Below are 22,347 nucleotides of genomic sequence, written 5' to 3' on the forward strand. Positions count from 1 at the left end.
TGGGGGGGGGGGGCCATGCGTCGTCGTCCTCGGCAATCGAATTCAAGGGCAGCGGCTGCGTTCGACAGCCGCTGCCGGTCGTCGGCGGATGACGCTACGCGTCGCCCGTCCTACCAGGGTGTTTCGCCGGCGCCATCAGGCGCCGGCCGCCTCCAGGAAGTCCTGGGCGAAGCGTTGCAGTACGCCGCCGGCTTCGTAGATGGAGACTTCCTCGTCGCTGTCCAGGCGGCAGGTCACCGGCACTTCGAGCCGCTCCCCGTCGCGCCGGTGGATGACCAGGGTCAGGTCGGCGCGCGGCCGGCGAGCGCCGAGCACGTCGAAGGTCTCGCTGCCGTCGATCCCCAGGGTCAGGCGGGTGGTGCCCGGCTTGAACTCCAGCGGCAGCACGCCCATGCCGATCAGGTTGGTGCGGTGGATGCGCTCGAAGCCCTCGGCGACGATCGCCTCCACCCCGGCCAGGCGCACGCCCTTGGCCGCCCAGTCGCGCGAAGAACCCTGCCCGTAGTCGGCGCCGGCGACGATGATCAGCGGCTGCTTGCGCTCCATGTAGGTCTCGATGGCTTCCCACATGCGCATCACCTTGCCTTCCGGCTCGACCCGCGCCAGCGAACCCTGCTTCACGCTGCCGTCGGCGTTGCGCACCATCTCGTTGAACAGCTTCGGGTTGGCGAAGGTCGCGCGTTGCGCGGTGAGGTGGTCGCCGCGGTGGGTGGCGTAGGAGTTGAAGTCCTCCTCGGGCAGGCCCATTTTCGCCAGGTACTCGCCCGCCGCGCTGTCGGCGAGGATCGCGTTGGACGGCGACAGGTGGTCGGTGGTGATGTTGTCCGGCAGCACCGCCAGCGGGCGCATGCCGCGCAGGGTGCGTTCGCCGGCGAGGGCGCCTTCCCAGTACGGCGGGCGGCGGATGTAGGTGCTCGTCGGGCGCCAGGCGTAGAGCGGGTCGACCTTCTCGCGCTCGCCGTGGGTGATGTCGAACATCGGGATGTAGACCTGGCGGAACTGCTCGGGCTTCACCGCCGCCCTGACCACTGCGTCGATCTCCTCGTCGCTCGGCCAGAGGTCCTTCAGGCGGATCTCCTTGCCGTCCACCACGCCGAGCACGTCGCGCTCGATGTCGAAGCGGATGGTCCCGGCGATGGCGTAGGCCACCACCAGCGGCGGCGAGGCGAGGAAGGCCTGCTTGGCGTAGGGGTGGATGCGCCCGTCGAAGTTGCGGTTGCCGGAGAGCACCGCGGTGGCGTACAGGTCGCGCTCGACGATCTCCTGCTGGATCGCCGGGTCGAGGGCGCCGGACATGCCGTTGCAGGACGTGCAGGCGTAGGCCACCACGCCGAAGCCGAGGGCTTCCAGGTGCGGCAGCAGGCCGGCTTCGCGCAGGTATTCGGTGACCACCTTGGAGCCGGGTGCCAGCGAGGTCTTCACCCATGGCTTGCGGACCAGGCCGAGGCGGTCGGCGTTGCGCGCCAGCAGGCCGGCGGCGATCACGTTGCGCGGGTTGCTGGTGTTGGTGCAACTGGTGATCGCGGCGATGATCACCGCGCCGTCCGGCATCAGGCCCTCGGCTTCCTCGGCGCGGGCCCGCTCGAGGTTGCCGGCGATGCCTTTCGCCGCCAGTTCGCTGGTGGCGACCCTGGCGTGCGGATTGGACGGGCCGGCCATGTTGCGCACCACGCTGGACAGGTCGAACTTCAGTACCCGCTCGTACTCGGCGTCGACCAGGCTGTCGGCCCAGAGTCCGGCGGTGCGCGCATAGGCCTCCACCAGGGCGACCTGCTCGTCGTCGCGGCCGGTGAGGCGCAGGTAGTCGATGGTCTGCTGGTCGATGGCGAACATCGCCGCAGTGGCGCCGTATTCCGGAGCCATGTTGGAGATGGTCGCGCGGTCGCCGAGGGTCAGGCTGGAGGCGCCTTCGCCGTAGAACTCCAGGTAGGCGCCGACCACCTTCTGCTTGCGCAGGAACTCGGTCAGGGCCAGCACCACGTCGGTGGCGGTGATGCCCGGCTGGCGACGGCCGCTCAGCTCGACGCCGACGATGTCCGGCAGGCGCATCCAGGAGGCGCGGCCGAGCATCACGTTTTCCGCTTCCAGGCCGCCGACGCCGATGGCGATCACGCCCAGGGCGTCGACGTGCGGGGTATGGCTGTCGGTGCCCACGCAGGTATCGGGGAAGGCCACGCCGTCGCGCGCCTGGATCACCGGCGACATTTTCTCCAGGTTGATCTGGTGCATGATGCCGTTGCCCGGCGGGATCACGTCGACGTTGCGGAAGGCCTGCTTGGTCCAGTCGATGAAGTGGAAGCGGTCCTCGTTGCGGCGGTCCTCGATGGCGCGGTTCTTGGCGAAGGCCTCGGGGTCGTAGCCGCCGCATTCCACCGCCAGCGAGTGGTCGACGATCAGTTGCACCGGCACCACCGGGTTGACCTGGGCCGGGTCGCCGCCCTTGTCGGCGATGGCGTCGCGCAGGCCGGCGAGGTCGACCAGCGCGGTCTGCCCGAGGATGTCATGGCAGACCACCCGCGCCGGGTACCAGGGGAAGTCGAGGTCGCGCTTGCGCTCGACCAGTTGGCGCAGCGAAGCCTCCAGGGTCGCCGGGTCGCAACGGCGCACCAGGTTCTCGGCGAGCACGCGGGAGGTATAGGGCAGCTTGGCGTAGGCGCCGGGCTGGATCGCCTCGACCGCCTCGCGGGCGTCGAAGTAGTCCAGGCGGGTGCCGGGGAGCGGTTTGCGGTGTGCGCTGTTCATGGCTCGGACTCAATCACGGGGTGTTCGGAAGCGTGTCGCTCGCGCCGTGGCGCAGCCCACGCCGGCCTTTCGAATTCTGGGTGCGGCAACCGTCCGGCGCGCTCGCGTTCGGCGCGCCGGACGGCGTGGATCAGCGTTGCTCCAGCGGCACGAACGCGCGCTGCTCGACGCCGGTGTACTCGGCGCTCGGGCGGATGATGCGGTTGTTGGCGCGCTGTTCGAAGACGTGGGCGGTCCAGCCGCTGGTCCGCGAGCAGACGAATATCGGCGTGAACAGCTTGGTCGGGATGCCCATGAAGTGATACGCCGAGGCGTGGTAGAAGTCGGCGTTGGGGAACAGCTTCTTCTGCTCCCACATGGTCTTGTCGATGGCCTCGGAAACCGCGAACAGGACCTTGTCGCCGACCTCGTCGGCGAGCTGCTTCGACCAACCCTTGATCACTTCGTTGCGTGGGTCGGAATCCTTGTAGATGGCATGCCCGAAGCCCATGATCTTGTCCTTGCGCTCGAGCATCTTCAGCAGCTCGGCGGTGGCTTCCTGCGGCGAAGAGAAGCGTTCGATCAGTTCCATCGCCGCCTCGTTGGCGCCGCCGTGCAGCGGGCCGCGCAGCGAGCCGATGGCGCCGGTGACGCAGGAGTACAGGTCGGACAGGGTCGAGGCGCAAACCCGCGCGGTGAAGGTGGATGCGTTGAACTCATGCTCGGCGTAGAGGATCAGCGAGACGTTCATCACCTTCACGTGCAGCTCGCTGGGCTTCTTGCCGTGGAGCAGGGCGAGGAAGTGCCCGCCGATGGTCGGCTCGTCGCTGTTGCAGTCGATGCGCTGGCCTTCGTGGGTGAAGCGGTACCAGTAGGTCATGATCGCCGGGAAGGCGGCGAGCAGGCGGTCGGCGACGTCGCGCTGCTGGTCGAAGCTCAGCTCCGGTTCCAGGGTGCCGAGGACCGAGGCGCCAGTGCGCATCACGTCCATCGGGTGGGCGTCCTTGGGAATCCGTTCGAGAACTTCCTTCAGCGCCTGCGGCAGGTCGCGCTGGCCCTGGAGCTTCTTCAGGTAGGCGTCGAGCTGTTGCTTGTTCGGCAGTTCGCCGTAGAGCAGCAGGTAGGCGACTTCCTCGAAGATCGCCGCCGCCGCCAGGTCGCGGACGTCGTAGCCACGGTAGGTCAGGCCGGCGCCTTCCTGGCCGACGGTGGACAGGGCTGTCTGGCCGGCCACCTGGCCACGCAGGCCGGCGCCACTCAGTACTTTTGCTTCAGCCATTGCTCTCTCCTTTCTTGAATTTTTTCTGGATGCTGCAACTCGGTTTCACGGGGTTCGCGGACCGGCGCTCAGGCGCACGCCGGGCTCGATGCTCAGGCGTTCTTCTTCTGCGCGAAGAGCGCGTCGAGCTTCTGCTCGAAGCTGTGGTAATCGATGCGATCGTACAGCTCCATGCGGGTCTGCATGGTATCGATCACGTTCTTCTGGGTGCCGTCGCGACGGATCGCGGTGTAGACGTTCTCCGCCGCCTTGTTCATGGCGCGGAAGGCCGACAGCGGGTAGAGCACCAGGGACACGTCGGCGGAGGCCAGTTCGTCGGTGGTGAACAGCGGGGTGGCGCCGAACTCGGTGATGTTGGCCAGCACCGGCACCTTCACCGCGGCGGCGAACTCCTTGTACATGGCCAGTTCGGTCATGGCTTCCGGGAAGATCATATCGGCGCCGGCCTCGACGCAGGCGCAGGCGCGGTCGATGGCGGCCTGCAGGCCTTCCACGGCCAGCGCGTCGGTGCGCGCCATGATCACGAAGGAGTCGTCGCTGCGGGCATCGACGGCGGCCTTGATGCGGTCGACCATCTCCTGCTGCGAGACGATCTCCTTGTTCGGCCGATGGCCGCAGCGCTTGGCGCCGACCTGGTCCTCGATATGCATCGCGGCGGCGCCGAACTTGATCATCGACTTCACCGTGCGGGCGACGTTGAACGCCGAGGAGCCGAAGCCGGTGTCGACGTCCACCAGCAGCGGCAGGTCGCAGACGTCGGTGATCCGGCGCACGTCGGTGAGCACGTCGTCGAGGCCGCTGATGCCCAGGTCCGGCAGGCCCAGGGAACCGGCAGCGACGCCGCCGCCGGACAGGTAGATGGCCTTGAAGCCGGCGCGCTTGGCCAGCAGGGCGTGGTTGGCGTTGATGGTGCCGACCACCTGCAGCGGGTGCTCGGTGGCCACGGCTTCGCGGAAGCGCTGGCCGGGGGTAAGGGACGTCTGGCTCATCACGGACCTCTTAGACGGTGGAGGAAGCGGAGGCGAGCTTCGCCGGCTGGGGTTCCAGCTGGCGCTCGATATTGCGGCGCGACGCACTGATGTGGCGGCGCATCAGCAGCTCGGCCAGTTCGCCGTCACGGTCGGCGATGGCGTCGAGAATGCGGTGGTGTTCGGCGAAGGCCTGGCGCGGCCGGTTCGGTGTGGTCGAGTACTGGATGCGGTACATCCGCACCAGTTGGTAGAGCTCGCCGCAGAGCATGCGGGTGAGGGTGGCGTTGCCGCTGCCCTGGATGATCCGGTAGTGGAAGTCGTAGTCGCCTTCCTGCTGGTAATAGCCGCGCCCGGCCTGGAACGCCTCGTCGCGCTCGTGGGTGTCGAGCACCCGGCGCAGTTCGTCGATCTCGGCCTGGCTCATGCGCTCGGCGGCCAGTCGGCAGGCCATGCCTTCCAGGGACTCGCGGATCTCGTAGAGTTCGATCAGCTCGGCGTGGCTCAGCGACACCACCCGCGCCCCGACATGCGGCACCCGCACCAGCAGGCGCAGGCCTTCCAGGCGGTGGATCGCCTCGCGCAGCGGGCCGCGGCTGATGCCGTAGGTGCGCGCCAGCTCCGGCTCGGAGATCTTGCTGCCCGGCGCGATCTCGCCGCTGACGATGGCGCTCTGGATCTTGCGGAAGACGTGTTCCGACAAGGTCTCGCCGTCGTCATGGGCAATTTCGAGAGGGGGCGGGTTCTGGGTCATGGTACTGGCTGTCTGGGTCGATGTGTCGACAATGTTTGCGAAAGCTACCGCCTGGATTGCGTGGGGTCAATCATTCGTCGCTTGATTGTCGACAATCGTCTAATGCATCGCTGGTCTATGCTTTCCCCTCCAGCCGCTGTGCCAGGAGAGAGTTTCGTGGGCATCTATGACCGTTACGTGTTGCCGCGCCTGATCGACTTCGCCTGCGGCATGGGCGACGTGATGAAGCAGCGTTCGCTGCTGGTGCCGCGCGCCCATGGGCGGGTGCTGGAGATCGGTCTGGGCACCGGGCTCAACCTGGGCTTCTACGACGCGGCGAAGGTGTCGGCGATCGTCGGCGTCGACCCGGCCGCGCAAATGCAGGCGCTGGCCCGCGAGCGCGCGGCGCAAATCGGCATCCCGGTGGAAATGGTCGCCCTCGAGCTTGGCGAGATTCGCGCCGAGGCGGAAAGCTTCGACACCATCGTCTGCACTTTCACCCTTTGCTCCATCGCCGCGCCGCTGCCGGCGCTGGGCGAGATGCGTCGGGTGCTGAAGCGTGGCGGCGAATTGCTGTTCTGCGAGCACGGGCGCGCGCCGGACGCCTCGGTGCTGGCCTGGCAACGGCGCCTGACGCCCTGGTGGAAACCGCTGGCCGGCGGTTGTCACCTGGACCGCGACATGCCGGCCTTGCTGCGCGAGGCCGGCTTTCGCATCGACGAGCTGGAACAGGGCTACCTGCCCGGGCCGCGGCCGATGACCTACGTCTACCACGGCGTCGCGCGCTGAATCCGGGCGGCGCTCAGAGCGCCTTGGGCAAGGGCGCGAACAGCGCGTCGATATCGGCCTCGTCAAGCTTCCAGCCGTCGCCGTTGCCTTCGCTGAACAGGCCGTCGGCGAGGGCGGCCTTTTCCTGCTGCAGGTGCTGGATCTTCTCTTCCACCGTGCCGCGGGCGATCAGCCGGTAGACGAACACCGGCTTGTCCTGGCCGATGCGGTAGGCGCGGTCGCTGGCCTGGTTCTCCACCGCCGGGTTCCACCAGGGATCGTAGTGGATCACGGTGTCCGCCGCGGTCAGGTTGAGGCCGACCCCGCCTGCCTTCAAGCTGATCAGGAACACCGGCACCTTGCCGCTCTGGAAGCGCTGTACCGGGGCGCGGCGGTCGCGGGTCTCGCCGGTCAGCAGGACGTAGTCGACGCCGCGCTGGCGCAGGGCGTCCTCGATCAGCGCGAGCATCGAGGTGAACTGCGAGAACAGCAGGACCCGGCGACCCTCGGCGATCAGTTCGTCGAGCATGTCGAGCAGGTAGGCCAGCTTGCCCGAGCTGAGCGCCCGGCCGCTGCGCGCGCCGTCTTCCTGGCGTTGCAGCAGGCGCGTGTCGCAGCAGACCTGGCGCAGCTTGAGCAGCGCCTCGAGGATCACGATGCGGCTGCGCGCCAGGCCGCGCCGGGCGATCTCCTCGCGGACCTTGCGGTCCAGCGCCAGGCGCACGGTCTCGTAGAGTTCGCGTTGCGCCTCGCTGAGTTCGACGAACTGGGTGAACTCGCTCTTCGGCGGCAGTTCCGAGGCCACCTGTTCCTTGGTCCGTCGCAGCAGGAACGGCCGCAGGCGCGCGGCCAGGTGGCTGAGGCGTGCCTCGTCGCCGTGCTTCTCGATCGGCGTGCGGTAGTCCTGGGCGAACTGGCGGGCGTCGCCGAGCCAGCCGGGCATCAGGAAATGGAACAGCGACCAGAGTTCGCCGAGGTGGTTCTCCAGCGGCGTGCCGGTCAGGCACAGGCGATGCCGTGCCGCCAGCTCGCGGGCGGCGACGGCGGCCTTGGTGGTGGCGTTCTTGATGTTCTGCGCCTCGTCGAGGATCAGCAGGTGGAACCGCCGCTTGCCCAGCTCGGCGGCGTCGCGTGGCAGCAGGGCATAGGTGGTCAGCACCAGGTCGTGCTCGTCGATACGGGCGAAGTCGCGGCGCCGGCCGGCGCCGTGCAGGGCCAGCACGCGCAGATCGGGAGCGAAGCGCTCGGCCTCGTCCAGCCAGTTGGGGATCAGGCTGGTGGGCATCACCACCAGCGCCGGCGTGTCGAGCCGCCCGGCCTGCTTTTCCAGGAGCACGTGGGCCAGCGACTGCAAGGTCTTGCCCAGCCCCATGTCGTCGGCCAGCACGCCGCCGCTGTCGAGTTCGCGCAGGGTCTGCATCCAGCTCAGGCCTTCGAGCTGGTAGGGCCGCAGTTCGGCGCGCAGGCCTTGCGGCGGGGTCGCCGGACGAGCCTGGAAACTGCGTAGGCGGCGGGCGAAGTCGCGCAGGTTGTCGCCGCCTTCCCAGGCCAGCGGCAACTCGTCGAGATCGGCCAGGCGCGCCGCGTCCGGTGCGCCCAGGCGCAGCTTGCGCTGCGGTTCGGGGTCGCCCAGGTAGAAGTCGGAAAGCGTCGCCAGCACCGGCTTCAGACGGCCGAAGGGCAGCGCCACGCGCAGCGGCGGGTTGAGTTCCAGGCGCAGCACCAGTTGCTCTTCGTCGGCGTGCCGGGCGAGGGCGCGCGGATCGAGCAGGGCCGGACTGCGGCGGATCAGCTCGGTCAGCGCCGGCAGCAGGCTGACCCGCTGTCCGGCGACCTGGATGCCCAGTTCCAGCTCGAACCACTGGCGGTCGTCGGCTTCCTCGACCTCGGCGTACCAGGCGTCGATGGGCGTCAGGTCGTAGGCGAAGTCAGCGCGGATGTCGATGAACCAGCCCTGCTGGCGCAGGCGCGGCAGATCGTCCTGCATGAAGTGCAGCCAGGCGTTGTCGCCGGGCAGTTCGAACATCTCGCCGGCGCTTTCCTCGAGCGCGTCGCTGCGCCGGGTCGCCGGCTTGAAGCCGAGGCGGCGCAGGGTCTCGCGGTATTCCTGCTCGTGCGCCGGACGCCGTTCGATACGCCGCTGGGCCTCCCGTGGCTCGCTGCCGGGACGCCCGGAAACCGCCTCGCCGGCATAGATGAAGGCCAGCGCCGCGCGGTGCCGGGAAATGCTCTGCATGCGTCCGCTGCGCAGGTCGTAGCCGCTGTGCACGTGGCTGCCGAGGGTCAGCCGCGCATACGGCCGGGCCGGGTCGATGGCCAGGCTGAGCTGGGTGTCTGGGGCGGAGGGTGAAGTCATCCGGTATGTCCTTCGGCGAGACCAGCCGAAACCGCAAACAGCCGATATTACCAAGCTCGGCGCGCTTGCGCAGAGCGGAGATGGACGTATGGCGCGGCGGACGAATGCGACGGGATACGACCCGCACTCGTCGGACCCCGGCAATCCCTGGCGCGACGCGACCTGGCGGTCGTCCGGAGCAAGTACAAATGCGAACGTAATTGAGATACAGTCGCAACCCTTCCGAATCGACGACCGCCTCGCCACCCGCGAGCGCGGCGTCGCCGTGCCAGCCAGACGAGGTAGCGACGATGCAAGGCCCTGTTTCCACCCGGGACGCCGCCCCATGACCAGCCCGGCCCTGGCCGGCGGACTGTCCGTCACCGGCCGCATCCTCGTCGCGGTCCTGCTTGGCTACGCGCTGGCCTATGCGGTCACCGCCTGCCTGAGCATCTACCTGCCGCTGCCGCGTCCCGACCGGGTCTCGTTCGGCAGCCTCGGCTGCTTCGCCGTGTGGGTCGCGGCCATCGTCTACGCCTTCGCCGCGCGCAGCGCCTGGCGCGCCTGCTGGGTGCTGGCGCTGGCCAGCCTGGCGCTGGGCGGCCTGGCCTGGCTCGGCCTCGACTACGGAGCGCGTCCATGAACCTGCGTCAATCGATGTCCGGCCTGCATACCTGGTCGGGGCTGCTGGTCAGCTGGCTGCTGTTCGTCATCGTCTTCGCCGGCAGCCTGGCCAGCTTCGACAAGGAGCTGACCCGCTGGATGCAGCCGGACCTGCACCTGCCCGGCGCGCAGTCGCTGGGCGCCGACCAGGTGCGCGACTGGTTGCGCCAGCGCGCCCCCGATGCCCATGCCTGGTGGATGCTGCCGCCGAGCGAGCGGGCGCCCTACTGGAACGCCGGCTGGGAGCCGCGCGACGGTAGCGAGTTCAAGGTCTTCCAGCTGGACGCGGTGAGCGGCCAGCCGCTGCCGAAGACGGTCGGCGGCGAGTTCTTCTTCACCCTGCACTACGACCTGCACGCCGGCATGGTCGGCCTGTACATCGTCGGCATCGCCGGGATGCTGATGCTGGTGGCGCTGGTCAGCGGGACCATCGTGCACCGGCGGATCTTCAAGGACTTCTTCACCCTGCGCCCGCAGGCGGCGCGGCAGCGCGCCTGGCTCGACGCGCACAACGTGCTGGGGGTGATCGGCCTGCCGTTCCACCTGATGATCGCCTACACCGGCCTGGTGATCTTCATCGTCTACTACATGCAGGCGGGCCTGCAGGTGGTCTACCAGAACGATGGCGAGCGCTTCTTCCATGAAGTGCAGGGCTCCTACGAACGCGAGGAAGTCGGCCGCCCGGCGGGGCCGCCGGCGTCCATCGACGGCCTGATCGTCGAGGCCGGCAAGGTCTGGGCCGACGGCGGCGCGCCGGGCTGGATCAGCGTCCACCATCCCTATGACGAGGCGGCCACCGTGGACATCCGCCGGCGCGACGCCTCGCGCATCCTCGACGACCAGCGCACGGTCAACTTCGATGCCTCCAGCGGCGAACTGCTGCATGCCCAGCCGTCCTATGCGCCCGGCTACGCCACCTACGGCTGGCTGACCGGCCTGCACATGATCCAGTGGGGCGGCCAGTTGGTGCGCTGGATGTACCTGTTGCTCGGGCTGTCCGGGGCGATGATGATCTTCGGCGGGTTGCAGGTCTGGCTGGCCAAGCGCGAGGCTCGCGGCAGTCGCGGCATTGGTCTGGTGCGGGCGCTGAACCTGGCGGTCTGCGGCGGCCTGCCGCTGGCCAGCCTGGCGCTGCTGTGGGGCAACCGCCTGCTGCCGACGCAACTGGCCGGCCGCGACACCTGGGAGATCCGCGTGTTTTGCGCCAGTTGGGCGCTGGTCGCGCTGTGGGCCATCGTCCGCCGCAACAGCGGGACCCTCGGTCGCACGCAACTGCGCTTCGCCGCCGTGCTGGCGCTGGGCCTGCCGCTGCTCGGCCTGCTGCGTAGCCCGGAAGGCAACCTGTTGGCCAGCCTGCAGCGCGGCGACTGGGTGCTGGCCGGCGTCGACCTCAGCCTGCTGGGCCTCGGCCTGCTCTGCGCCTGGCTCGGCTGGCGACGTCGGCAAGCGTCGAGCAAGCCCGCCCGGCGACGCCTGAACGTCCAGGAGGTGGCCTGATGCTGCTGGTCTTCGGCCTCAACCTGCTGGCCTTCACCGCTCTCTGCCTGGCCATGAACCGCCACCACAAGAACCTCCTCGGCCACCAGCCGTCGGCTTCCCGGGTGTTTCTGCTACGCGGCGTGGCGCTGCTCGACCTGGGCCTGGCGCTGGCCTTCTCGATCCACCGGCAGGGCGTGGAGATCGGCATCGTCTTCTGGTCCTGCCTGCTGATGCTGGCGGCCGGCACGCTGGTCCTGCTGCTCGCCTGGCGGCCACGCTGGGCATTGCCTTGCGCCGCCGGAGTGCCGTTGCTCGGCGGGGTGCTGGCGCTGCTGCGCTGAAGGGCGCGCCGCCCATCCGTGCCTCGGGGGCGGCCCGGTCCAGCGTCTATGCTGGTGGTCGTGCTTTCCCCCGGAGGTATGCGCCATGCACACGCCCGCCAGCAACACCGTCGCCAGCGTCATTCCCTGCCTGCGTTACCGCGATGCGCCGGCCGCCCTCGACTGGCTGTGCCGGACCTTTGGCTTCCAGCGCAAGCTGGTGGTGCCCGGCGAGGACGGACAGGTGCTCCACGCCGAGTTGACCTACGCCAGCCCGAACGGCGCCAACGGCATGCTGATGCTCGGTTCGAGCGTCCGCGACAACGCCTACGGTCGGCTGATGCGGCACGTCGACGAAGCCGGCGGCAATACCCAGAGCCTCTACCTGGTGGTCGCCGATCCCGACGCCCTGTTCCGCAGCGCCCAGGCCGCCGGCGCCGAGATCGTCATCGACATCAAGGACGAGGACTACGGCGGTCGCGGCTTCACTTGCCGCGATCCGGAGGGCCACGTCTGGAGCTTCGGCAGCTATGATCCCTGGGCATGAGGCCCCGTCCATTCACCACAGGAGACGCTGCATGAAAACGCTCACGCTGATCGATGGCCAGGAGGTCGCCGCCATCGGCCAGGGTACCTGGCATATCGGCGAGCAGCCCGGCGAACGCAAGCGCGAGGTCGCGGCGCTGCGCGAAGGCATCGAGCTGGGGATGACGCTGATCGATACCGCCGAGATGTACGCCGAGGGCGGCGCCGAAGACGTGGTCGGCGCGGCTATCGCGGGACGCCGCGAAGAGGTCTTCCTGGTCAGCAAGGTCTACCCGCACAACGCCAGCCGCAAGGGCCTGCCGGCGGCCTGCGAGCGCAGCCTGCGCCGGCTCGGTTGCGAAACCATCGACCTCTACCTGCTGCACTGGCAGGGCCGGTATCCGCTGGAGGAAACCATCGAAGCCTTCGAGCGGTTGCGCGACCAGGGCAAGATCCTGCGCTGGGGCGTGTCCAACTTCGACCTGGGCGACATGTACGAACTGGACGGCAGCGCCTGTGCCGCCAACCAGGTGATGTACAACCTGGAGGAACGCGGTATCGAATACGACCTGCTGCCCTGGTGCCAGGAGCGCGGCATGCCGGTGATGGCCTACTGTCCGGTGGGGCAGGGCGGCAGGCTGCTACGGCACCCGGCGCTCGGCGAGATCGCCGCGCGCCACGACGCCAGCAGCGCCCAGGTCGCCCTGGCCTGGCTACTGGAGCAGGGGGTGATCGCGATCCCGAAAGCGGTGACGTCCGCTCACATCCGCCAGAATGCGGCGGCGGCCGACCTGGAACTGAGCGCCGACGACCTGCGGGCGCTCGACCAGGCGTTCCCGCCACCTACCCGCAAGCGAAACCTGGCGATCGTCTGAGTGGAGTACGGGAGAAACGGCCTGCGCTTGTTTCCCCTGGCCGCGGGAATATGACGAAGTTGCCGAGGAAATATTTAAAAAGGAATAAGTAAATATTTATTTCCTGCGTGGGAACTTTCTTCAACTTAACCTGTACTTTTCGCTGTCCCACAAAAAAGCCCCGTCGGGGACGGGGCTTTTCCTTGCATTCGCGCTGATGCTTGCATGATTCAGGCAGCCAGTGTTTTCTTGCGAACTCGATTGATCACTTCTTCCATTTTGCCGGAGTCGTCGTACTGCTCCGGATACAGGCGCTCGCTGTGGCAGGCCACGCCATGCTGGTCAACGATGGTGAAACTGAAGTTTCCTTTACGAGTTGCCTGGATCAGGCAGTCGAACGGCGCAAATGCGGCGGTTAGGGTGCGAATTGCATCCTGAGTACGATGTTGAATAGACATATTCTTATGTTCCTTTACTTTCACGCTTATGGAGCAGCGTATATTGCAAATGTTCCCGCTCCGTGACAGTGCCAAGAAAGCTTTGTGTCGGGGGAACGTACTGGTTATGCCGGCTTTTTTCGAAAAGAGCAAGCTGGCAGTTCAGGTACTAATCAGAGGATCGATTGGCAGGAAAGTTTCCAGGCCAGGATCCTGATCAATCTGCGGGTGGTATTGCGGGACGCCGGTCTTCCCATCGGCCCTGCGTGGCAGGGGATTGCTTCAGAAGAGTGGCGACCGAAGAACCATCGGAAGGCTGTAACCCTGATGGTAGAGCCCTTTTCATCTGTGGGCCCGGTCGTGGGGTAAAGCCTGATTGACTTTCAGTTTGGTACGCAGTCCCGGATTGTATGTCTTTCGACGAAGAAAGGCCAGGACATTTTTTGAGCAGATGTCGTCCCGGCGGCGGGAATGTTTGAGAATTTGTTTCGGCGGACGCCTGCCAACCGGGCAAAGGTTATGGGCCTGGCGTCGGCGGCGCGTGGCAGGATTGCCGTTCCATCGCCGCGCCGAGGTTATCCATGCCGTCGCCCGCTCGCACGCTGCTCGTGGCCTTCGTGTCCGCCTGGTTCCTGCTGGGTGGGCTGGGCCATTTCGTCTTCACCGATTTCTTCGTCGGCATCGTCCCGCCCTACGTGCCCTGGCCGCTGGCGGCGGTGTGGGTCAGCGGGGTCTTCGAACTGCTCGGCGCCGCCGCCCTGCTGGTGCCGGCATGGCGCCGGCTGGCGGCGTGCGGGCTGTTCATCCTGACCCTCTGCGTGACCCCGGCCAACCTCTACATGTGGCAGCACCCCGACCTGTTCCCATCCTTCCCGCCGACGCTGCTGGCCGCTCGCCTGGCGCTGCAGGCGTTCCTCCTCGGCTGCATCCTGGCGCTGATGCTGGCGCGGGACGAGGCGCCGCTGGCACGACGCTAGGCGCAGGCGAAAAAAAGCCACTGTGCGGGGGTGGACAGTGGCCGGGAATGCCAGGAGATGGAGGAGCAATCGGACCTGGCGTGGATAGAGTAGTAGCCGCTCTGTCGAGGGTCTGTATGGCTATTGGTGAACTTTGTGAAGAAGTGCAAAGTAGAGCGGCCAACGGACGAACGGTGTTGCACGCGGCGGGACGCTCGCGGTAGTTTTTTCCCATGATCACGTTTCCCGTGGTCGCCCTCGAAGCCCGGCCCCTGCGCCGGGCTTCGTCGTTTCCGCCCGCCGCGCAACCGGACGCAGCGGGCGGCGACCGGTGCGAAAGGCTCTGGCGTGCGCCCGCACGGCGTCCGGCCAACTTAAAGTTCGGTTGTGCCGACTGCTGTCATAACGCCATCGTTCAGTGGCCTCGGTGAGCCCCCGTACCCCCAGTTCGCTGGGGCTTGCCTTTGGTGTATCCCTTTTGCCCGGCCGCGTGCCGGGCTTTTTTATGCCCGGTCTTCTTCCTTCCGGTTTAGCCGGGGCCCGCGTTTCCTCGGCCGGCCCCTGAACCTCATCGCTGCATCGACGTCCCTAGCTACAGGCGAGCCTGTGGCCGGGGGCTTTCCATCATCCGCAAAAAGGTGAAAACCATGCTGACCATCGACTACAACAGCTATCGCACCACTACCCCCTACGGCAAACGCGTGCGCTTCCTGGTGCTGCACTACACCGCGCTCGACTTCGCCGCTTCGGTCAAGGCGCTGACCACCGGCGCCGCCAGCGCCCACTACCTGATCCCGGCGCCGCACGACCCCAGCTACAAGGCCGCCGGCTTCAAGGGCCAGCGCATCTTCAACCTGGTCGCCGAGGAAGACCGCGCCTGGCACGCCGGCGTCAGCGGCTGGGCGCGCCGCGACAACCTCAACGACACTTCCATCGGCATCGAGATCGTCAACCTCGCCCGCGACGACGACGGCGTGTTCACCTTCCCCGACTACGAGCGCTCGCAGATCAACGCACTCAAGCAACTGGCGAAGAACATCCTGCAGCGCTACCCGGACATGACCCCGAAGAACGTGGTCGGCCACTCCGATATCGCCGTCGGGCGCAAGTCCGACCCGGGTCCGAAGCTGCCCTGGAAGGAACTCTACGAGGCCGGTATCGGCGCCTGGTATGACGACGCCACCCGCGATCGCTATCGCGAAGGCTTCGAGCGCGACGGCTTGCCGCCGCGCGCCGACCTGCTGGAGGCGTTCCGCCTGTACGGCTATGCGCTGCCGGCGACGGTCGACGACGCCTACTTCGCCAGCCTGCTGCGCGCTTTCCAGATGCATTTCCGCCCGGAGAACTACGACGGCGCGCTGGATGTGGAGACGGCGGCGATCCTCTACGCTCTGAACGAGAAATACCCGGCCTGAGCCATTAACCGCGAGCGGCCGCCCGATGCGGCGGCCGCTTCCTTGCCCACCCCCATGGAGGACTTGCCATGACTGCCGTCGCACAGGTCGTCGCCAAGGCGGAAATGCTGATCCGCCGCCCCATCGCCGAGGTCTTCGAAGCCTTCGTCGATCCGGCCATCACCGCCAGGTTCTGGTTCAGCCGCGGCGATGCCCGCCTCGAAGCCGGGAAACGGCTGCGCTGGCACTGGGACATGTACGGGGTTTCCCAGGAAATCGAAGTGAAGGACCTGCAGACGAACCGCCGCATCCTCATCGAATGGCCGAATGGCGACAGCAACCCTTCCCAGGTGGAGTGGCTGTTCGAGGAACTGCCCGGCGCCGGGACCTTCGTCAGCATCCGCAACAGCGGTTTCGTTGGCACCCCGGAAGAAGTCATCCCGCGGGTGGTCGACGCCACCGAAGGTTTCACCCTGGTGCTGGCCGGACTCAAGGCCTGCCTGGAGCATGGCATCGCCTTGAACCTGGTGGCCGACCGTTTTCCCCGCGGCCTCGATGGCTGAGCATTGCCTGAGTGCGCGTCCCGCACCGCGCAGCGTGCCCTCAGGCAATGCTCAGCCGAACGCGAAGTCGGCCAGCAGTTGCAGGTTCAGGCCGACGATCGCCAGCGCTACCGCCCAGGCCAGCCACCGGGTCCCGGCGCCGATCGCCAGCGGGCCCATCAGGCGCCGGTCAGAAACGAACTGTAGCAGCGGGATCACCGCCAGCGGCAACTGCATCGACAGGATCACCTGGCTGAAGATCAGCAGCCGCGCGGTGCCGTCCTCGCCGTAGAGCAGGGTCACCAGCAGCACCGGCAGCACCGCGACGCCACGGGTCAGCAGGCGCCGCGCCCAGGGCGCCAGGCGCAGGCGGAGGAAGCCCTCCATGACGATCTGCCCGGCCAGGGTGGTGGTGACCGTCGAGTTGAGGCCGGACGCGAGCAGCGCCACGGCGAACAGCAGCGAGGCGAGTTCCAGGCCGAGCAATGGCGAGAGCAGCGCGTGGGCCTGCTCGATATCGACCACTTCGGTGTGCCCGTTGCGGTGGAACACGCTGGCGGCGACGATCAGGATCGCCGCGTTGACCAGCAGCGCCAGGGTCAGCGCCAGGCTGCTGTCGGCCACCGCCCAGCGCAGCGCCTGGCGCTTGCCGGCGAGGCTGCGTGGGTAGGCGCGGCTCTGCACCAGCGAGGAATGCAGGTAGAGGTTGTGCGGCATGACGGTCGCGCCGACGATGCCGATCGCCAGGTACAGGGCAGCCGGATCGCTGAGCACCCGCGGGCTCGGCAAGAACCCTTGGAGCACCTCGCCGAGTTCGGGACGCGAGAGCAGCAACTGTACCGCGAAGCAGGCGAAGATCAGTGTCAGCAACGCCACCACGAAGGCCTCCAGCGGCCGCTGGCCACGTCCGATCAGGACCAGCACCAGCAGCGCGTCGCCCACGCAGAGCAACGCGCCCCAGGCCAGCGGCAGGCCGAACAGCAGCTTCAGGGCGATGGCGGTGCCGATCACCTCGGCCAGGTCGCAGGCGATGATCGCCGTCTCGCAGGCCAGCCACAGCAGGCGGCAGGTGCTCGGCGAGTAGCGTTCGCGGCAGGCCTGGGCCAGGTCCAGGCCGCTGGCGATGCCCAGGCGCGCGGACAGCGCCTGCAGCAGCATCGCCATCAGGCTGGAGAGCAGGATCACCGAGAGCAGCAGGTAGCCCAGCTGCGCGCCGCCGGCGACGTCGGTGGCCCAGTTGCCCGGGTCCATGTAGCCCACCGCGACCAGGTAGCCGGGGCCGGCGAAGGCCAGCAGGCGGCGCCACCAGTGGCCGCCACCGGGGACTTCGACCGGCTGGGCGCGACCGGGCTCGGCGGCCTGGGGGGCCGGGGTATCCTTCGCGGACATGACGAAGCTCCTGCCGGACGCGTGCCGGCGCTGCGCGCGCCTTTCCCGGCGCGCCGTGGCGCGCAGGTTGGGCGAGCGGTTCAGGGGGCAGGAAGGAGGAAGTCGGTCAGGCCGAGGCCGCCAGTTGCCGGTGCAGGTCCGGCAGGTCGCTGGCGATCAGGTCCCAGTCCTGCTCGGCGGCGAGGTCCTGGGTCTGGCCGGGGCCGTATTCCAGCGGCCGGGCGATGAACGCGGTCTTCAGGCCGAGGGCGCGCGCGGCCTTGAGGTCGTAGTTGTGCGCCGCGCAGAGCATCACCTCCTGCGGCGGCAGGTCGAGCAGGCGGCAGGCGCCGAGGTAGACCTGCGGGTCGGGCTTGTAGTGGCCGAACAGGTCGGCGCACAGCAGCATGTCCCAGGGCAGCCCGGCGTGCCGCGCGACGTCGAGCATCAGCGCGGTGTTGCCGTTGCTCAGCGCGGCGAGCCAGTAGTCGGCCTTCAGCGCGTGCATCCCGGCGAGCGTGTCCGGCCACGGCCGCAGGCGGTGCCAGAAGCCAGTGATGCGTTGCAGCAGGGCCTCGTCCAGCGCCAGGCCGAACTCTCCGGCCAGGGCCTCGAGACTCTGCCGGTGCAACTGGTCGAGGTGCTGCCAGGGCGCCTGACCGTTGCGTACCCGGTCCATCGCCGGCTTGTATTGCTGGCGCCAGCGGTCGGTCAGTTCCACGCAGGGCAGGGTTCCGCCGAGTTCGCGCTCCAACGCCTGGAACTGCTCGATCAGGCTGGAACGCCAGTCCACCAGGGTACCGAACACATCGAACAGGATCGCGCGCATCGTGCCTCCTCGGCCGTGGCCGTCATCGCTTCAGTGCTTCTGTGGCAGCGCCGTGGGCAGGCCGCGGCCGCTCCAGGCAGTGACCACAAGGGCTACCGCCGCCATCAGGCAGAGTGCCAGCCAGCCGGGGACGAAGCTGTGGCTGAAGTCCTTGAGCAGCCCCAGCGCCGGCGGCGCGAGAACGATCGCCAGCTGGTTGATGGCCATCGCCAGGCCGAGGGCGAAGCCGGTCTTGCCGACCGGCGCGGTATCCGCCACATAGGCCACCCAGGGACCGTACCAGCCGAAGCCGAAGAAGCCCAGCCAGGCCACTACCAGGCCCATCCCCAACGGTGATTGCAGGGGCAGCAGGACCAGCGCCAGCAGGCCGAGGATCACCGCGCCGAGGCAGACCATCACCGGGAAGTAGCGCCCGGCGCGGCAGCGGTCGCTCCAGGCGGCCAGCAGGATGCGCCCGGCGACGCCGCTGCCCTGGGCGACGAACAGCAGGGTCGCGGCCATGCCGATGCCGATCTCCAGGGTCTCGTGCAGGTAGAGTACGGTGAACACCAGGATGCCGTACTGCACCGAGATCAGCGCCACCCCGGAACAGACGATGTTCTTCATCGCCGGGTCGGTGATCATCGCCAGCCGCGACTTCACCACCGCGCCCAGGTCGCGTTCGGCGGGGTTCGCGCCGGGCGCGGGGGCGTCCGGCGGGGTGCGGTAGAAGAGCATGAAGGCCAGCGCGCCGAGGAACGCAACCAGGCCGCCGGCGAGGAATGCGCTGCGCCAGCCGTAGATCCCCGCCAGGTACGGCAGCAGCGCGGCGGACAGCGCGCCGCCCAGCGGCAGCCCGGCCTGGCGGATGCCCATGGCGAAGCCCAGCTGGGTCTTGGCGAACCAGCGCGACACCGACTTGCTGCCGCCCGGCTGCGCCGTGCTGTAGCCGGCGCCGACGACCACCAGGAACAGCAGGATGGTCAGGTAGTCGGTGGCCCACAGCGAGGCGCAGAGGGCCAGCGCGACGATCAGCGTGCCGAGGCCGACCACCAGCCGTTCGGAGTAGCGGTCGAGCAGCTCGCCGGCCACCAGCAGGCCGACGATCGGCACCAGCTGCGCCGCCGACACCAGCAGGCCGATCTGCAGCGACGAGAGTTGCAGGTCGTTCTGGATGAACACGGCGATCGCGCCGATGCCCTGGACGAAGAAGCAGGCGCAGGCCTGGGCGAAGGTGGCGATCAGCAGGATGACCCAGCGGTAGCGCTGGGTCGGGTTCGCGGCGAGGGCGGCGGTCACTGGACGAACTCCCGTGCGAGGGTGAAGTTGGCTTCGCCGAGCGGATGCAGGCGCTGCAGCGACAGGTATTCGCCGAGGGTGCGTTCCATGCCCATGCGCTGGAAGATCCGTTCGCCGTCGAGCTCGGCCTCGGCGCCGTTGGCGCGCAGTTCGTCGAGGGCCTGGCGCAGCAGTTGGCAGTTGTCGCTGAGCGTCACCCGGCCGTCATCGTCCACCGCGTAGGGCGTGTCCTCCATGCCGACCCGCAGCACATCGACCTGGCTGTCCGCCTGCGCGGCATAGGCGGCCAGCCGGCGCACCGCGCAGAGCGGGGTGCCGGCGCGAGGACCGACGTCGAGCGGCCGGAAGTGCTGCGCGGCATGCTGCGGCATCACCGCCGCGCCGACCGTGATGCTGACCTTGCGCTTGCGCACGCCGGGTTCGCCGATGTCGTACTCCAGGCTCTTGGCGCTCTCGATCACCGCGCGGAACTGCTGGTAGGTCTCCGGGAACGGCAGGCGTGGCGAGAAGCCAAACAGCAGGATCACGTTCAACTGGCCGGAACCGCCCAGGCGCAGGCGCGGGTGCTCCACGGCGAAACGGGTCATGGCGTAGCTGCGCACATGCTGCACCCACTCCACCTCGTGGAACAGGCCGAGCTTCTGGCGCGCCTGGATGGCGTTGCGGTAGACCTGGAACTGGGTCATCGGCGAGGTCACCCCGTAGTCGGCGCCCTTGCTGGTGGAGTGGGTCTGCAACTCGGCCCTTTCCAGCGCCGTCGACGGCTGGTAGTCGCGCAGGTCGGCGAGGAAAGCCGGGCTGGAGGCATAGTCGAGGTCGAGCTTGCGCCTTTGCTTCTCCAGCTCGCAGATCACCTGCAGTTCGATGGCCGCCTGGATCGTCACGAAGTGCGCACCGCCCAGGTGCAGCGGGATGGCGCAGTGGCTGACCCGCTCCCACTCGCCGAAGCGGCGGATGTTCTCCTGCACCTCGCTGCCGTTGCGGCTGGCGCCGAAGCTCAGCATCAGGTCGGGGAAGCGGTTCTGCAGGGCGCGGCTGACCGCCTGGTAGATGTCGTTGTCGGTGGTCTGTTCCTGGGTCAGCGGGTTGCGCGCATGATAGTGGTAGTAGCGGCAACCCATCTCGTAGAGCTGGCGCGCTTCGTCCAGCAGTTCGCCGGGGGCGGTGCGGATGGTGGCGCCGGTGCAGATGCTGTCGAGCAGGCGGTCGCCGGTGGCGGCGTGGTTGCGCGGGGTGAACTTGGCGCCGGTGGAGGCGCATCCGAGAATCAGGGTTTTCCGGGATCCGGTCATGGTCGTCTTTCCTCCATTCATCATTCCATTGAGGGCGGAGCGGTCCGCGGCGGACCGAAAGGCTGCCCAGGGCGTCGAAAGTCGTCGGTGTCTCAGGCAGGTGAAAGATGTCGCTGGCGGGATCGTTATGCGTTGTTCTACGAGAGGGATTTAAACCGCATGGCGGCGGCCGTGCGCGGCGCATTCGGCAACGCTCGTTGCCGCCGGCACAAAGACCTTGCGCAAATCGCCCGGCGTTGCGCCAACCGCCGGCACGGCGGCGCAACGTTGCCATTCGCGCAAGGTCGCTCAACTGGCGGCGCGCTGTCGCAGGCAATCCTCCAGGGCCTCGCCGAGGCGCTCGATCTCGCCGTCGTCGGTCAGGTAGTGCGGAGTCAGGCGCAGTACCCCCGGCAGCGCCTGCTCGCGCAGCGCCCAGCGGGCATACTGCGGGCCGATGTAGGAGGCGTTCACGCCGCGCGCGTGGAGGCGCTTCAGCCATTGCTCGCCGCTCAGTTCGGGGGCCGCGTAGGTCATCAACGCGCTGGCGTGCGGCCCTTGTTCCAGCGGCGTCCAGCCGAGCCGGCGGTAGAGCTGCTGGGCGATGCGTTCGCGCAACTGGCGGTTGCGTCGGGCGATGCGCCGGACATCGGTCTGCAACAGGTAGTCGCAACTGGCCTTGAGCGCCAGGCGCAGCCCCGGGTTGAACTCCGAGCATTCGAAGCGCCGCGCGTCATCCCGCGCCTGCAGGGCGAAGGCGTCGCTCCATTGCGCGCCGCCGACGTCCAGCCCGTCGGGCAGGGCTAGGCGCTCCAGGGCACGTTCGCCGAGATAGAGCACGCCGAGTCCCTTTGGCCCGCGCAGCCACTTGCGTGGCGGGAACACCAGCACGTCGCAGCCGGTCGCCTCCACCGCCAGCGGCAACTGGCCGACCGCATGGCTGGCATCGAGGAAGAACAGCCCGTCATGGGCGCGGATGCGCTCGGCTACGCCCTCCAGCGCGGTAGCCGCGCCATGCCCGGTGGGCACCGCGCTGAGCGACAGCAGCGGCGTCTGGCCGGGGGCGAGGTCGTGCAACTGCTCGTCAAGCCGTTGCAACAGCTGTGCGGCGTCGCCGCGTGCGTCGATCAGGCGCAGCTCCAGCCCGCGCTGCTGGCGCGCGGCGAGCAGGCACAGGCTGTTGGAACCATATTCGTCGAAGCTGCTGATCGCCCGTATCCGTGGATGGGCGGCCAGGGCCGCGGCAAAGGCCACCGACCAGGCGCGGCTGGCGCAGTCGAGCAGGGCGATGTGCCGTGGCTGGGTGCCGAGCACTCGCGCGACGCTGTCGCGGACCGCCAGCAAGGGCTCGGCGAAATGCTCGGCGGCGCGCTGCACGCCCCAGCGCCGCTCGGCTTCCAGCCAGCTGTCGAGGGCGTCGTAGAGCACCTGCGGCGGCAGGCTGGCGGAGCCATGGGCGAAGTGCGCGTAGCTGCCCCAGGCCGGGGTCTCGCGGCGCAGGCGCAGCAGTTCGTCGGCACCGAAGGCGTCGGGGCCGGCGGGGAAGAGCGCGCTCATGGCCGCACCGCCGCGATCAGTTCCACCTCCACCGCGGCGCCGCGCGGCAGCTCGGCCACGCCGACGGCGG

General features: G+C 68.3%; 20 protein-coding genes. 9 read left to right on the forward strand and 11 right to left on the reverse strand.

Annotated elements, in window-relative coordinates; genetic code table 11:
• Positions 1-135 precede the first annotated feature (135 nt).
• The 4 genes from acnD to HMPREF2581_RS10885 all read right to left on the reverse strand — a co-directional run bounded on the left by acnD (position 136) and on the right by HMPREF2581_RS10885 (position 5,722).
• On the reverse strand, positions 136-2,742 hold the full coding sequence (gene acnD / locus HMPREF2581_RS10870) for a Fe/S-dependent 2-methylisocitrate dehydratase AcnD (RefSeq protein WP_003085627.1): 2,607 nt from the start codon (positions 2,740-2,742) through the stop codon (positions 136-138).
• 130 nt (positions 2,743-2,872) lie between these two features.
• Positions 2,873-4,000 (reverse strand): bifunctional 2-methylcitrate synthase/citrate synthase, encoded by a 1,128-nt coding sequence (prpC, locus tag HMPREF2581_RS10875; RefSeq protein WP_003103050.1) that lies wholly within the window; start codon positions 3,998-4,000, stop codon positions 2,873-2,875.
• 92 nt (positions 4,001-4,092) lie between these two features.
• Positions 4,093-4,989 carry a methylisocitrate lyase gene (prpB, locus tag HMPREF2581_RS10880; RefSeq protein ID WP_003103044.1) on the reverse strand — a complete coding sequence of 299 codons (897 nt, stop codon included), beginning with the start codon at positions 4,987-4,989 and terminating at the stop codon, positions 4,093-4,095.
• A gap of 10 nt (positions 4,990-4,999) precedes the next feature.
• Positions 5,000-5,722: a GntR family transcriptional regulator gene (locus tag HMPREF2581_RS10885; protein ID WP_003085635.1), complete on the reverse strand. Its 723-nt coding sequence runs from the start codon at positions 5,720-5,722 to the stop codon at positions 5,000-5,002.
• A gap of 117 nt (positions 5,723-5,839) precedes the next feature.
• On the opposite strand from HMPREF2581_RS10885, the gene HMPREF2581_RS10890 reads away from it, so the two are divergent.
• Positions 5,840-6,490 carry a class I SAM-dependent methyltransferase gene (locus tag HMPREF2581_RS10890; protein ID WP_003140911.1) on the forward strand — a complete coding sequence of 217 codons (651 nt, stop codon included), beginning with the start codon at positions 5,840-5,842 and terminating at the stop codon, positions 6,488-6,490.
• 13 nt (positions 6,491-6,503) lie between these two features.
• On the opposite strand, the gene HMPREF2581_RS10895 is transcribed toward HMPREF2581_RS10890, so the two are convergent.
• The gene (locus tag HMPREF2581_RS10895; RefSeq protein WP_003140910.1) at positions 6,504-8,495 is read right to left on the reverse strand and encodes a DEAD/DEAH box helicase; all 1,992 of its coding nucleotides are present in this window, start codon (positions 8,493-8,495) and stop codon (positions 6,504-6,506) included.
• A gap of 655 nt (positions 8,496-9,150) precedes the next feature.
• Between HMPREF2581_RS10895 and HMPREF2581_RS33315 the strand changes: the two genes are divergently transcribed.
• The 5 genes from HMPREF2581_RS33315 to HMPREF2581_RS10920 all read left to right on the forward strand — a co-directional run bounded on the left by HMPREF2581_RS33315 (position 9,151) and on the right by HMPREF2581_RS10920 (position 12,666).
• Complete coding sequence (locus HMPREF2581_RS33315; protein ID WP_016254110.1) at positions 9,151-9,447, forward strand: DUF3649 domain-containing protein; 297 nt, start codon at positions 9,151-9,153, stop codon at positions 9,445-9,447.
• Complete coding sequence (locus tag HMPREF2581_RS10905) at positions 9,444-10,964, forward strand: PepSY-associated TM helix domain-containing protein (RefSeq protein WP_003140905.1); 1,521 nt, start codon at positions 9,444-9,446, stop codon at positions 10,962-10,964. The genes HMPREF2581_RS33315 and HMPREF2581_RS10905 overlap by 4 nt, the downstream gene beginning before the upstream one ends.
• On the forward strand, positions 10,964-11,287 hold the full coding sequence (locus HMPREF2581_RS10910) for a DUF3325 domain-containing protein (RefSeq protein WP_003140903.1): 324 nt from the start codon (positions 10,964-10,966) through the stop codon (positions 11,285-11,287). Before HMPREF2581_RS10905 ends, HMPREF2581_RS10910 begins: the two co-directional genes overlap by 1 nt.
• A gap of 85 nt (positions 11,288-11,372) precedes the next feature.
• Positions 11,373-11,813 carry a VOC family protein gene (locus tag HMPREF2581_RS10915; protein WP_003140899.1) on the forward strand — a complete coding sequence of 147 codons (441 nt, stop codon included), beginning with the start codon at positions 11,373-11,375 and terminating at the stop codon, positions 11,811-11,813.
• A 31-nt stretch (positions 11,814-11,844) separates the two neighbouring features.
• A complete protein-coding gene (locus HMPREF2581_RS10920) occupies positions 11,845-12,666 on the forward strand; it encodes an aldo/keto reductase (RefSeq protein ID WP_003109743.1) in 822 nt (273 codons plus the stop codon).
• Positions 12,667-12,875: 209 nt separating this feature from the next.
• On the opposite strand, the gene HMPREF2581_RS10925 is transcribed toward HMPREF2581_RS10920, so the two are convergent.
• Positions 12,876-13,103 carry a hypothetical protein gene (locus HMPREF2581_RS10925; RefSeq protein ID WP_003085644.1) on the reverse strand — a complete coding sequence of 76 codons (228 nt, stop codon included), beginning with the start codon at positions 13,101-13,103 and terminating at the stop codon, positions 12,876-12,878.
• A gap of 560 nt (positions 13,104-13,663) precedes the next feature.
• Between HMPREF2581_RS10925 and HMPREF2581_RS10930 the strand changes: the two genes are divergently transcribed.
• The 3 genes from HMPREF2581_RS10930 to HMPREF2581_RS10940 all read left to right on the forward strand — a co-directional run bounded on the left by HMPREF2581_RS10930 (position 13,664) and on the right by HMPREF2581_RS10940 (position 15,995).
• On the forward strand, positions 13,664-14,059 hold the full coding sequence (locus HMPREF2581_RS10930; protein WP_003106627.1) for a DoxX family protein: 396 nt from the start codon (positions 13,664-13,666) through the stop codon (positions 14,057-14,059).
• A 626-nt stretch (positions 14,060-14,685) separates the two neighbouring features.
• Positions 14,686-15,453 carry an N-acetylmuramoyl-L-alanine amidase AmpDh3 gene (gene ampDh3, locus HMPREF2581_RS10935; protein ID WP_003114198.1) on the forward strand — a complete coding sequence of 256 codons (768 nt, stop codon included), beginning with the start codon at positions 14,686-14,688 and terminating at the stop codon, positions 15,451-15,453.
• Between the two features lie 68 nt (positions 15,454-15,521).
• Positions 15,522-15,995 (forward strand): SRPBCC family protein, encoded by a 474-nt coding sequence (locus HMPREF2581_RS10940; RefSeq protein WP_003085649.1) that lies wholly within the window; start codon positions 15,522-15,524, stop codon positions 15,993-15,995.
• A 51-nt stretch (positions 15,996-16,046) separates the two neighbouring features.
• Here the strand turns inward: HMPREF2581_RS10940 and HMPREF2581_RS10945 are convergent, their stop codons facing one another.
• The 5 genes from HMPREF2581_RS10945 to HMPREF2581_RS10965 all read right to left on the reverse strand — a co-directional run bounded on the left by HMPREF2581_RS10945 (position 16,047) and on the right by HMPREF2581_RS10965 (position 22,277).
• Positions 16,047-17,363, reverse strand: a complete 1,317-nt coding sequence (locus tag HMPREF2581_RS10945) for an Nramp family divalent metal transporter (protein WP_003106624.1) — start codon at positions 17,361-17,363, stop codon at positions 16,047-16,049.
• 106 nt (positions 17,364-17,469) lie between these two features.
• Complete coding sequence (locus tag HMPREF2581_RS10950; RefSeq protein ID WP_003116497.1) at positions 17,470-18,171, reverse strand: haloacid dehalogenase type II; 702 nt, start codon at positions 18,169-18,171, stop codon at positions 17,470-17,472.
• A gap of 30 nt (positions 18,172-18,201) precedes the next feature.
• Positions 18,202-19,449, reverse strand: a complete 1,248-nt coding sequence (locus tag HMPREF2581_RS10955; protein ID WP_003085654.1) for an MFS transporter — start codon at positions 19,447-19,449, stop codon at positions 18,202-18,204.
• Positions 19,446-20,741, reverse strand: a complete 1,296-nt coding sequence (locus tag HMPREF2581_RS10960; RefSeq protein ID WP_003085656.1) for a 3-keto-5-aminohexanoate cleavage protein — start codon at positions 20,739-20,741, stop codon at positions 19,446-19,448. Before HMPREF2581_RS10960 ends, HMPREF2581_RS10955 begins: the two co-directional genes overlap by 4 nt.
• Positions 20,742-21,029: 288 nt before the next feature.
• The gene (locus HMPREF2581_RS10965; protein WP_003140896.1) at positions 21,030-22,277 is read right to left on the reverse strand and encodes an aminotransferase class V-fold PLP-dependent enzyme; all 1,248 of its coding nucleotides are present in this window, start codon (positions 22,275-22,277) and stop codon (positions 21,030-21,032) included.
• Positions 22,278-22,347: the final 70 nt, after the last annotated feature.

Origin of the sequence: Pseudomonas sp. HMSC057H01, assembly GCF_001836405.1 — a bacterium.
Classification (GTDB): Bacteria; Pseudomonadota; Gammaproteobacteria; order Pseudomonadales; family Pseudomonadaceae; genus Pseudomonas; species Pseudomonas aeruginosa.

Bases quoted from the DNA above. Each gene is read 5' to 3' on its own strand.
- acnD (WP_003085627.1), bottom strand. From the start codon at position 2,742: ATGAACAGCGCACACCGCAAACCGCTCCCCGGCACCCGCCTGGACTAC.
- prpC (WP_003103050.1), bottom strand. From the start codon at position 4,000: ATGGCTGAAGCAAAAGTACTGAGTGGCGCCGGCCTGCGTGGCCAGGTG.
- prpB (WP_003103044.1), bottom strand. From the start codon at position 4,989: ATGAGCCAGACGTCCCTTACCCCCGGCCAGCGCTTCCGCGAAGCCGTG.
- HMPREF2581_RS10885 (WP_003085635.1), bottom strand. From the start codon at position 5,722: ATGACCCAGAACCCGCCCCCTCTCGAAATTGCCCATGACGACGGCGAG.
- HMPREF2581_RS10890 (WP_003140911.1), top strand. From the start codon at position 5,840: ATGCTTTCCCCTCCAGCCGCTGTGCCAGGAGAGAGTTTCGTGGGCATC.
- HMPREF2581_RS10895 (WP_003140910.1), bottom strand. From the start codon at position 8,495: ATGTTCGAACTGCCCGGCGACAACGCCTGGCTGCACTTCATGCAGGAC.
- HMPREF2581_RS33315 (WP_016254110.1), top strand. From the start codon at position 9,151: ATGACCAGCCCGGCCCTGGCCGGCGGACTGTCCGTCACCGGCCGCATC.
- HMPREF2581_RS10905 (WP_003140905.1), top strand. From the start codon at position 9,444: ATGAACCTGCGTCAATCGATGTCCGGCCTGCATACCTGGTCGGGGCTG.
- HMPREF2581_RS10910 (WP_003140903.1), top strand. From the start codon at position 10,964: ATGCTGCTGGTCTTCGGCCTCAACCTGCTGGCCTTCACCGCTCTCTGC.
- HMPREF2581_RS10915 (WP_003140899.1), top strand. From the start codon at position 11,373: ATGCACACGCCCGCCAGCAACACCGTCGCCAGCGTCATTCCCTGCCTG.
- HMPREF2581_RS10920 (WP_003109743.1), top strand. From the start codon at position 11,845: ATGAAAACGCTCACGCTGATCGATGGCCAGGAGGTCGCCGCCATCGGC.
- HMPREF2581_RS10925 (WP_003085644.1), bottom strand. From the start codon at position 13,103: ATGTCTATTCAACATCGTACTCAGGATGCAATTCGCACCCTAACCGCC.
- HMPREF2581_RS10930 (WP_003106627.1), top strand. From the start codon at position 13,664: ATGCCGTCGCCCGCTCGCACGCTGCTCGTGGCCTTCGTGTCCGCCTGG.
- ampDh3 (WP_003114198.1), top strand. From the start codon at position 14,686: ATGCTGACCATCGACTACAACAGCTATCGCACCACTACCCCCTACGGC.
- HMPREF2581_RS10940 (WP_003085649.1), top strand. From the start codon at position 15,522: ATGACTGCCGTCGCACAGGTCGTCGCCAAGGCGGAAATGCTGATCCGC.
- HMPREF2581_RS10945 (WP_003106624.1), bottom strand. From the start codon at position 17,363: ATGTCCGCGAAGGATACCCCGGCCCCCCAGGCCGCCGAGCCCGGTCGC.
- HMPREF2581_RS10950 (WP_003116497.1), bottom strand. From the start codon at position 18,171: ATGCGCGCGATCCTGTTCGATGTGTTCGGTACCCTGGTGGACTGGCGT.
- HMPREF2581_RS10960 (WP_003085656.1), bottom strand. From the start codon at position 20,741: ATGACCGGATCCCGGAAAACCCTGATTCTCGGATGCGCCTCCACCGGC.
- HMPREF2581_RS10965 (WP_003140896.1), bottom strand. From the start codon at position 22,277: ATGAGCGCGCTCTTCCCCGCCGGCCCCGACGCCTTCGGTGCCGACGAA.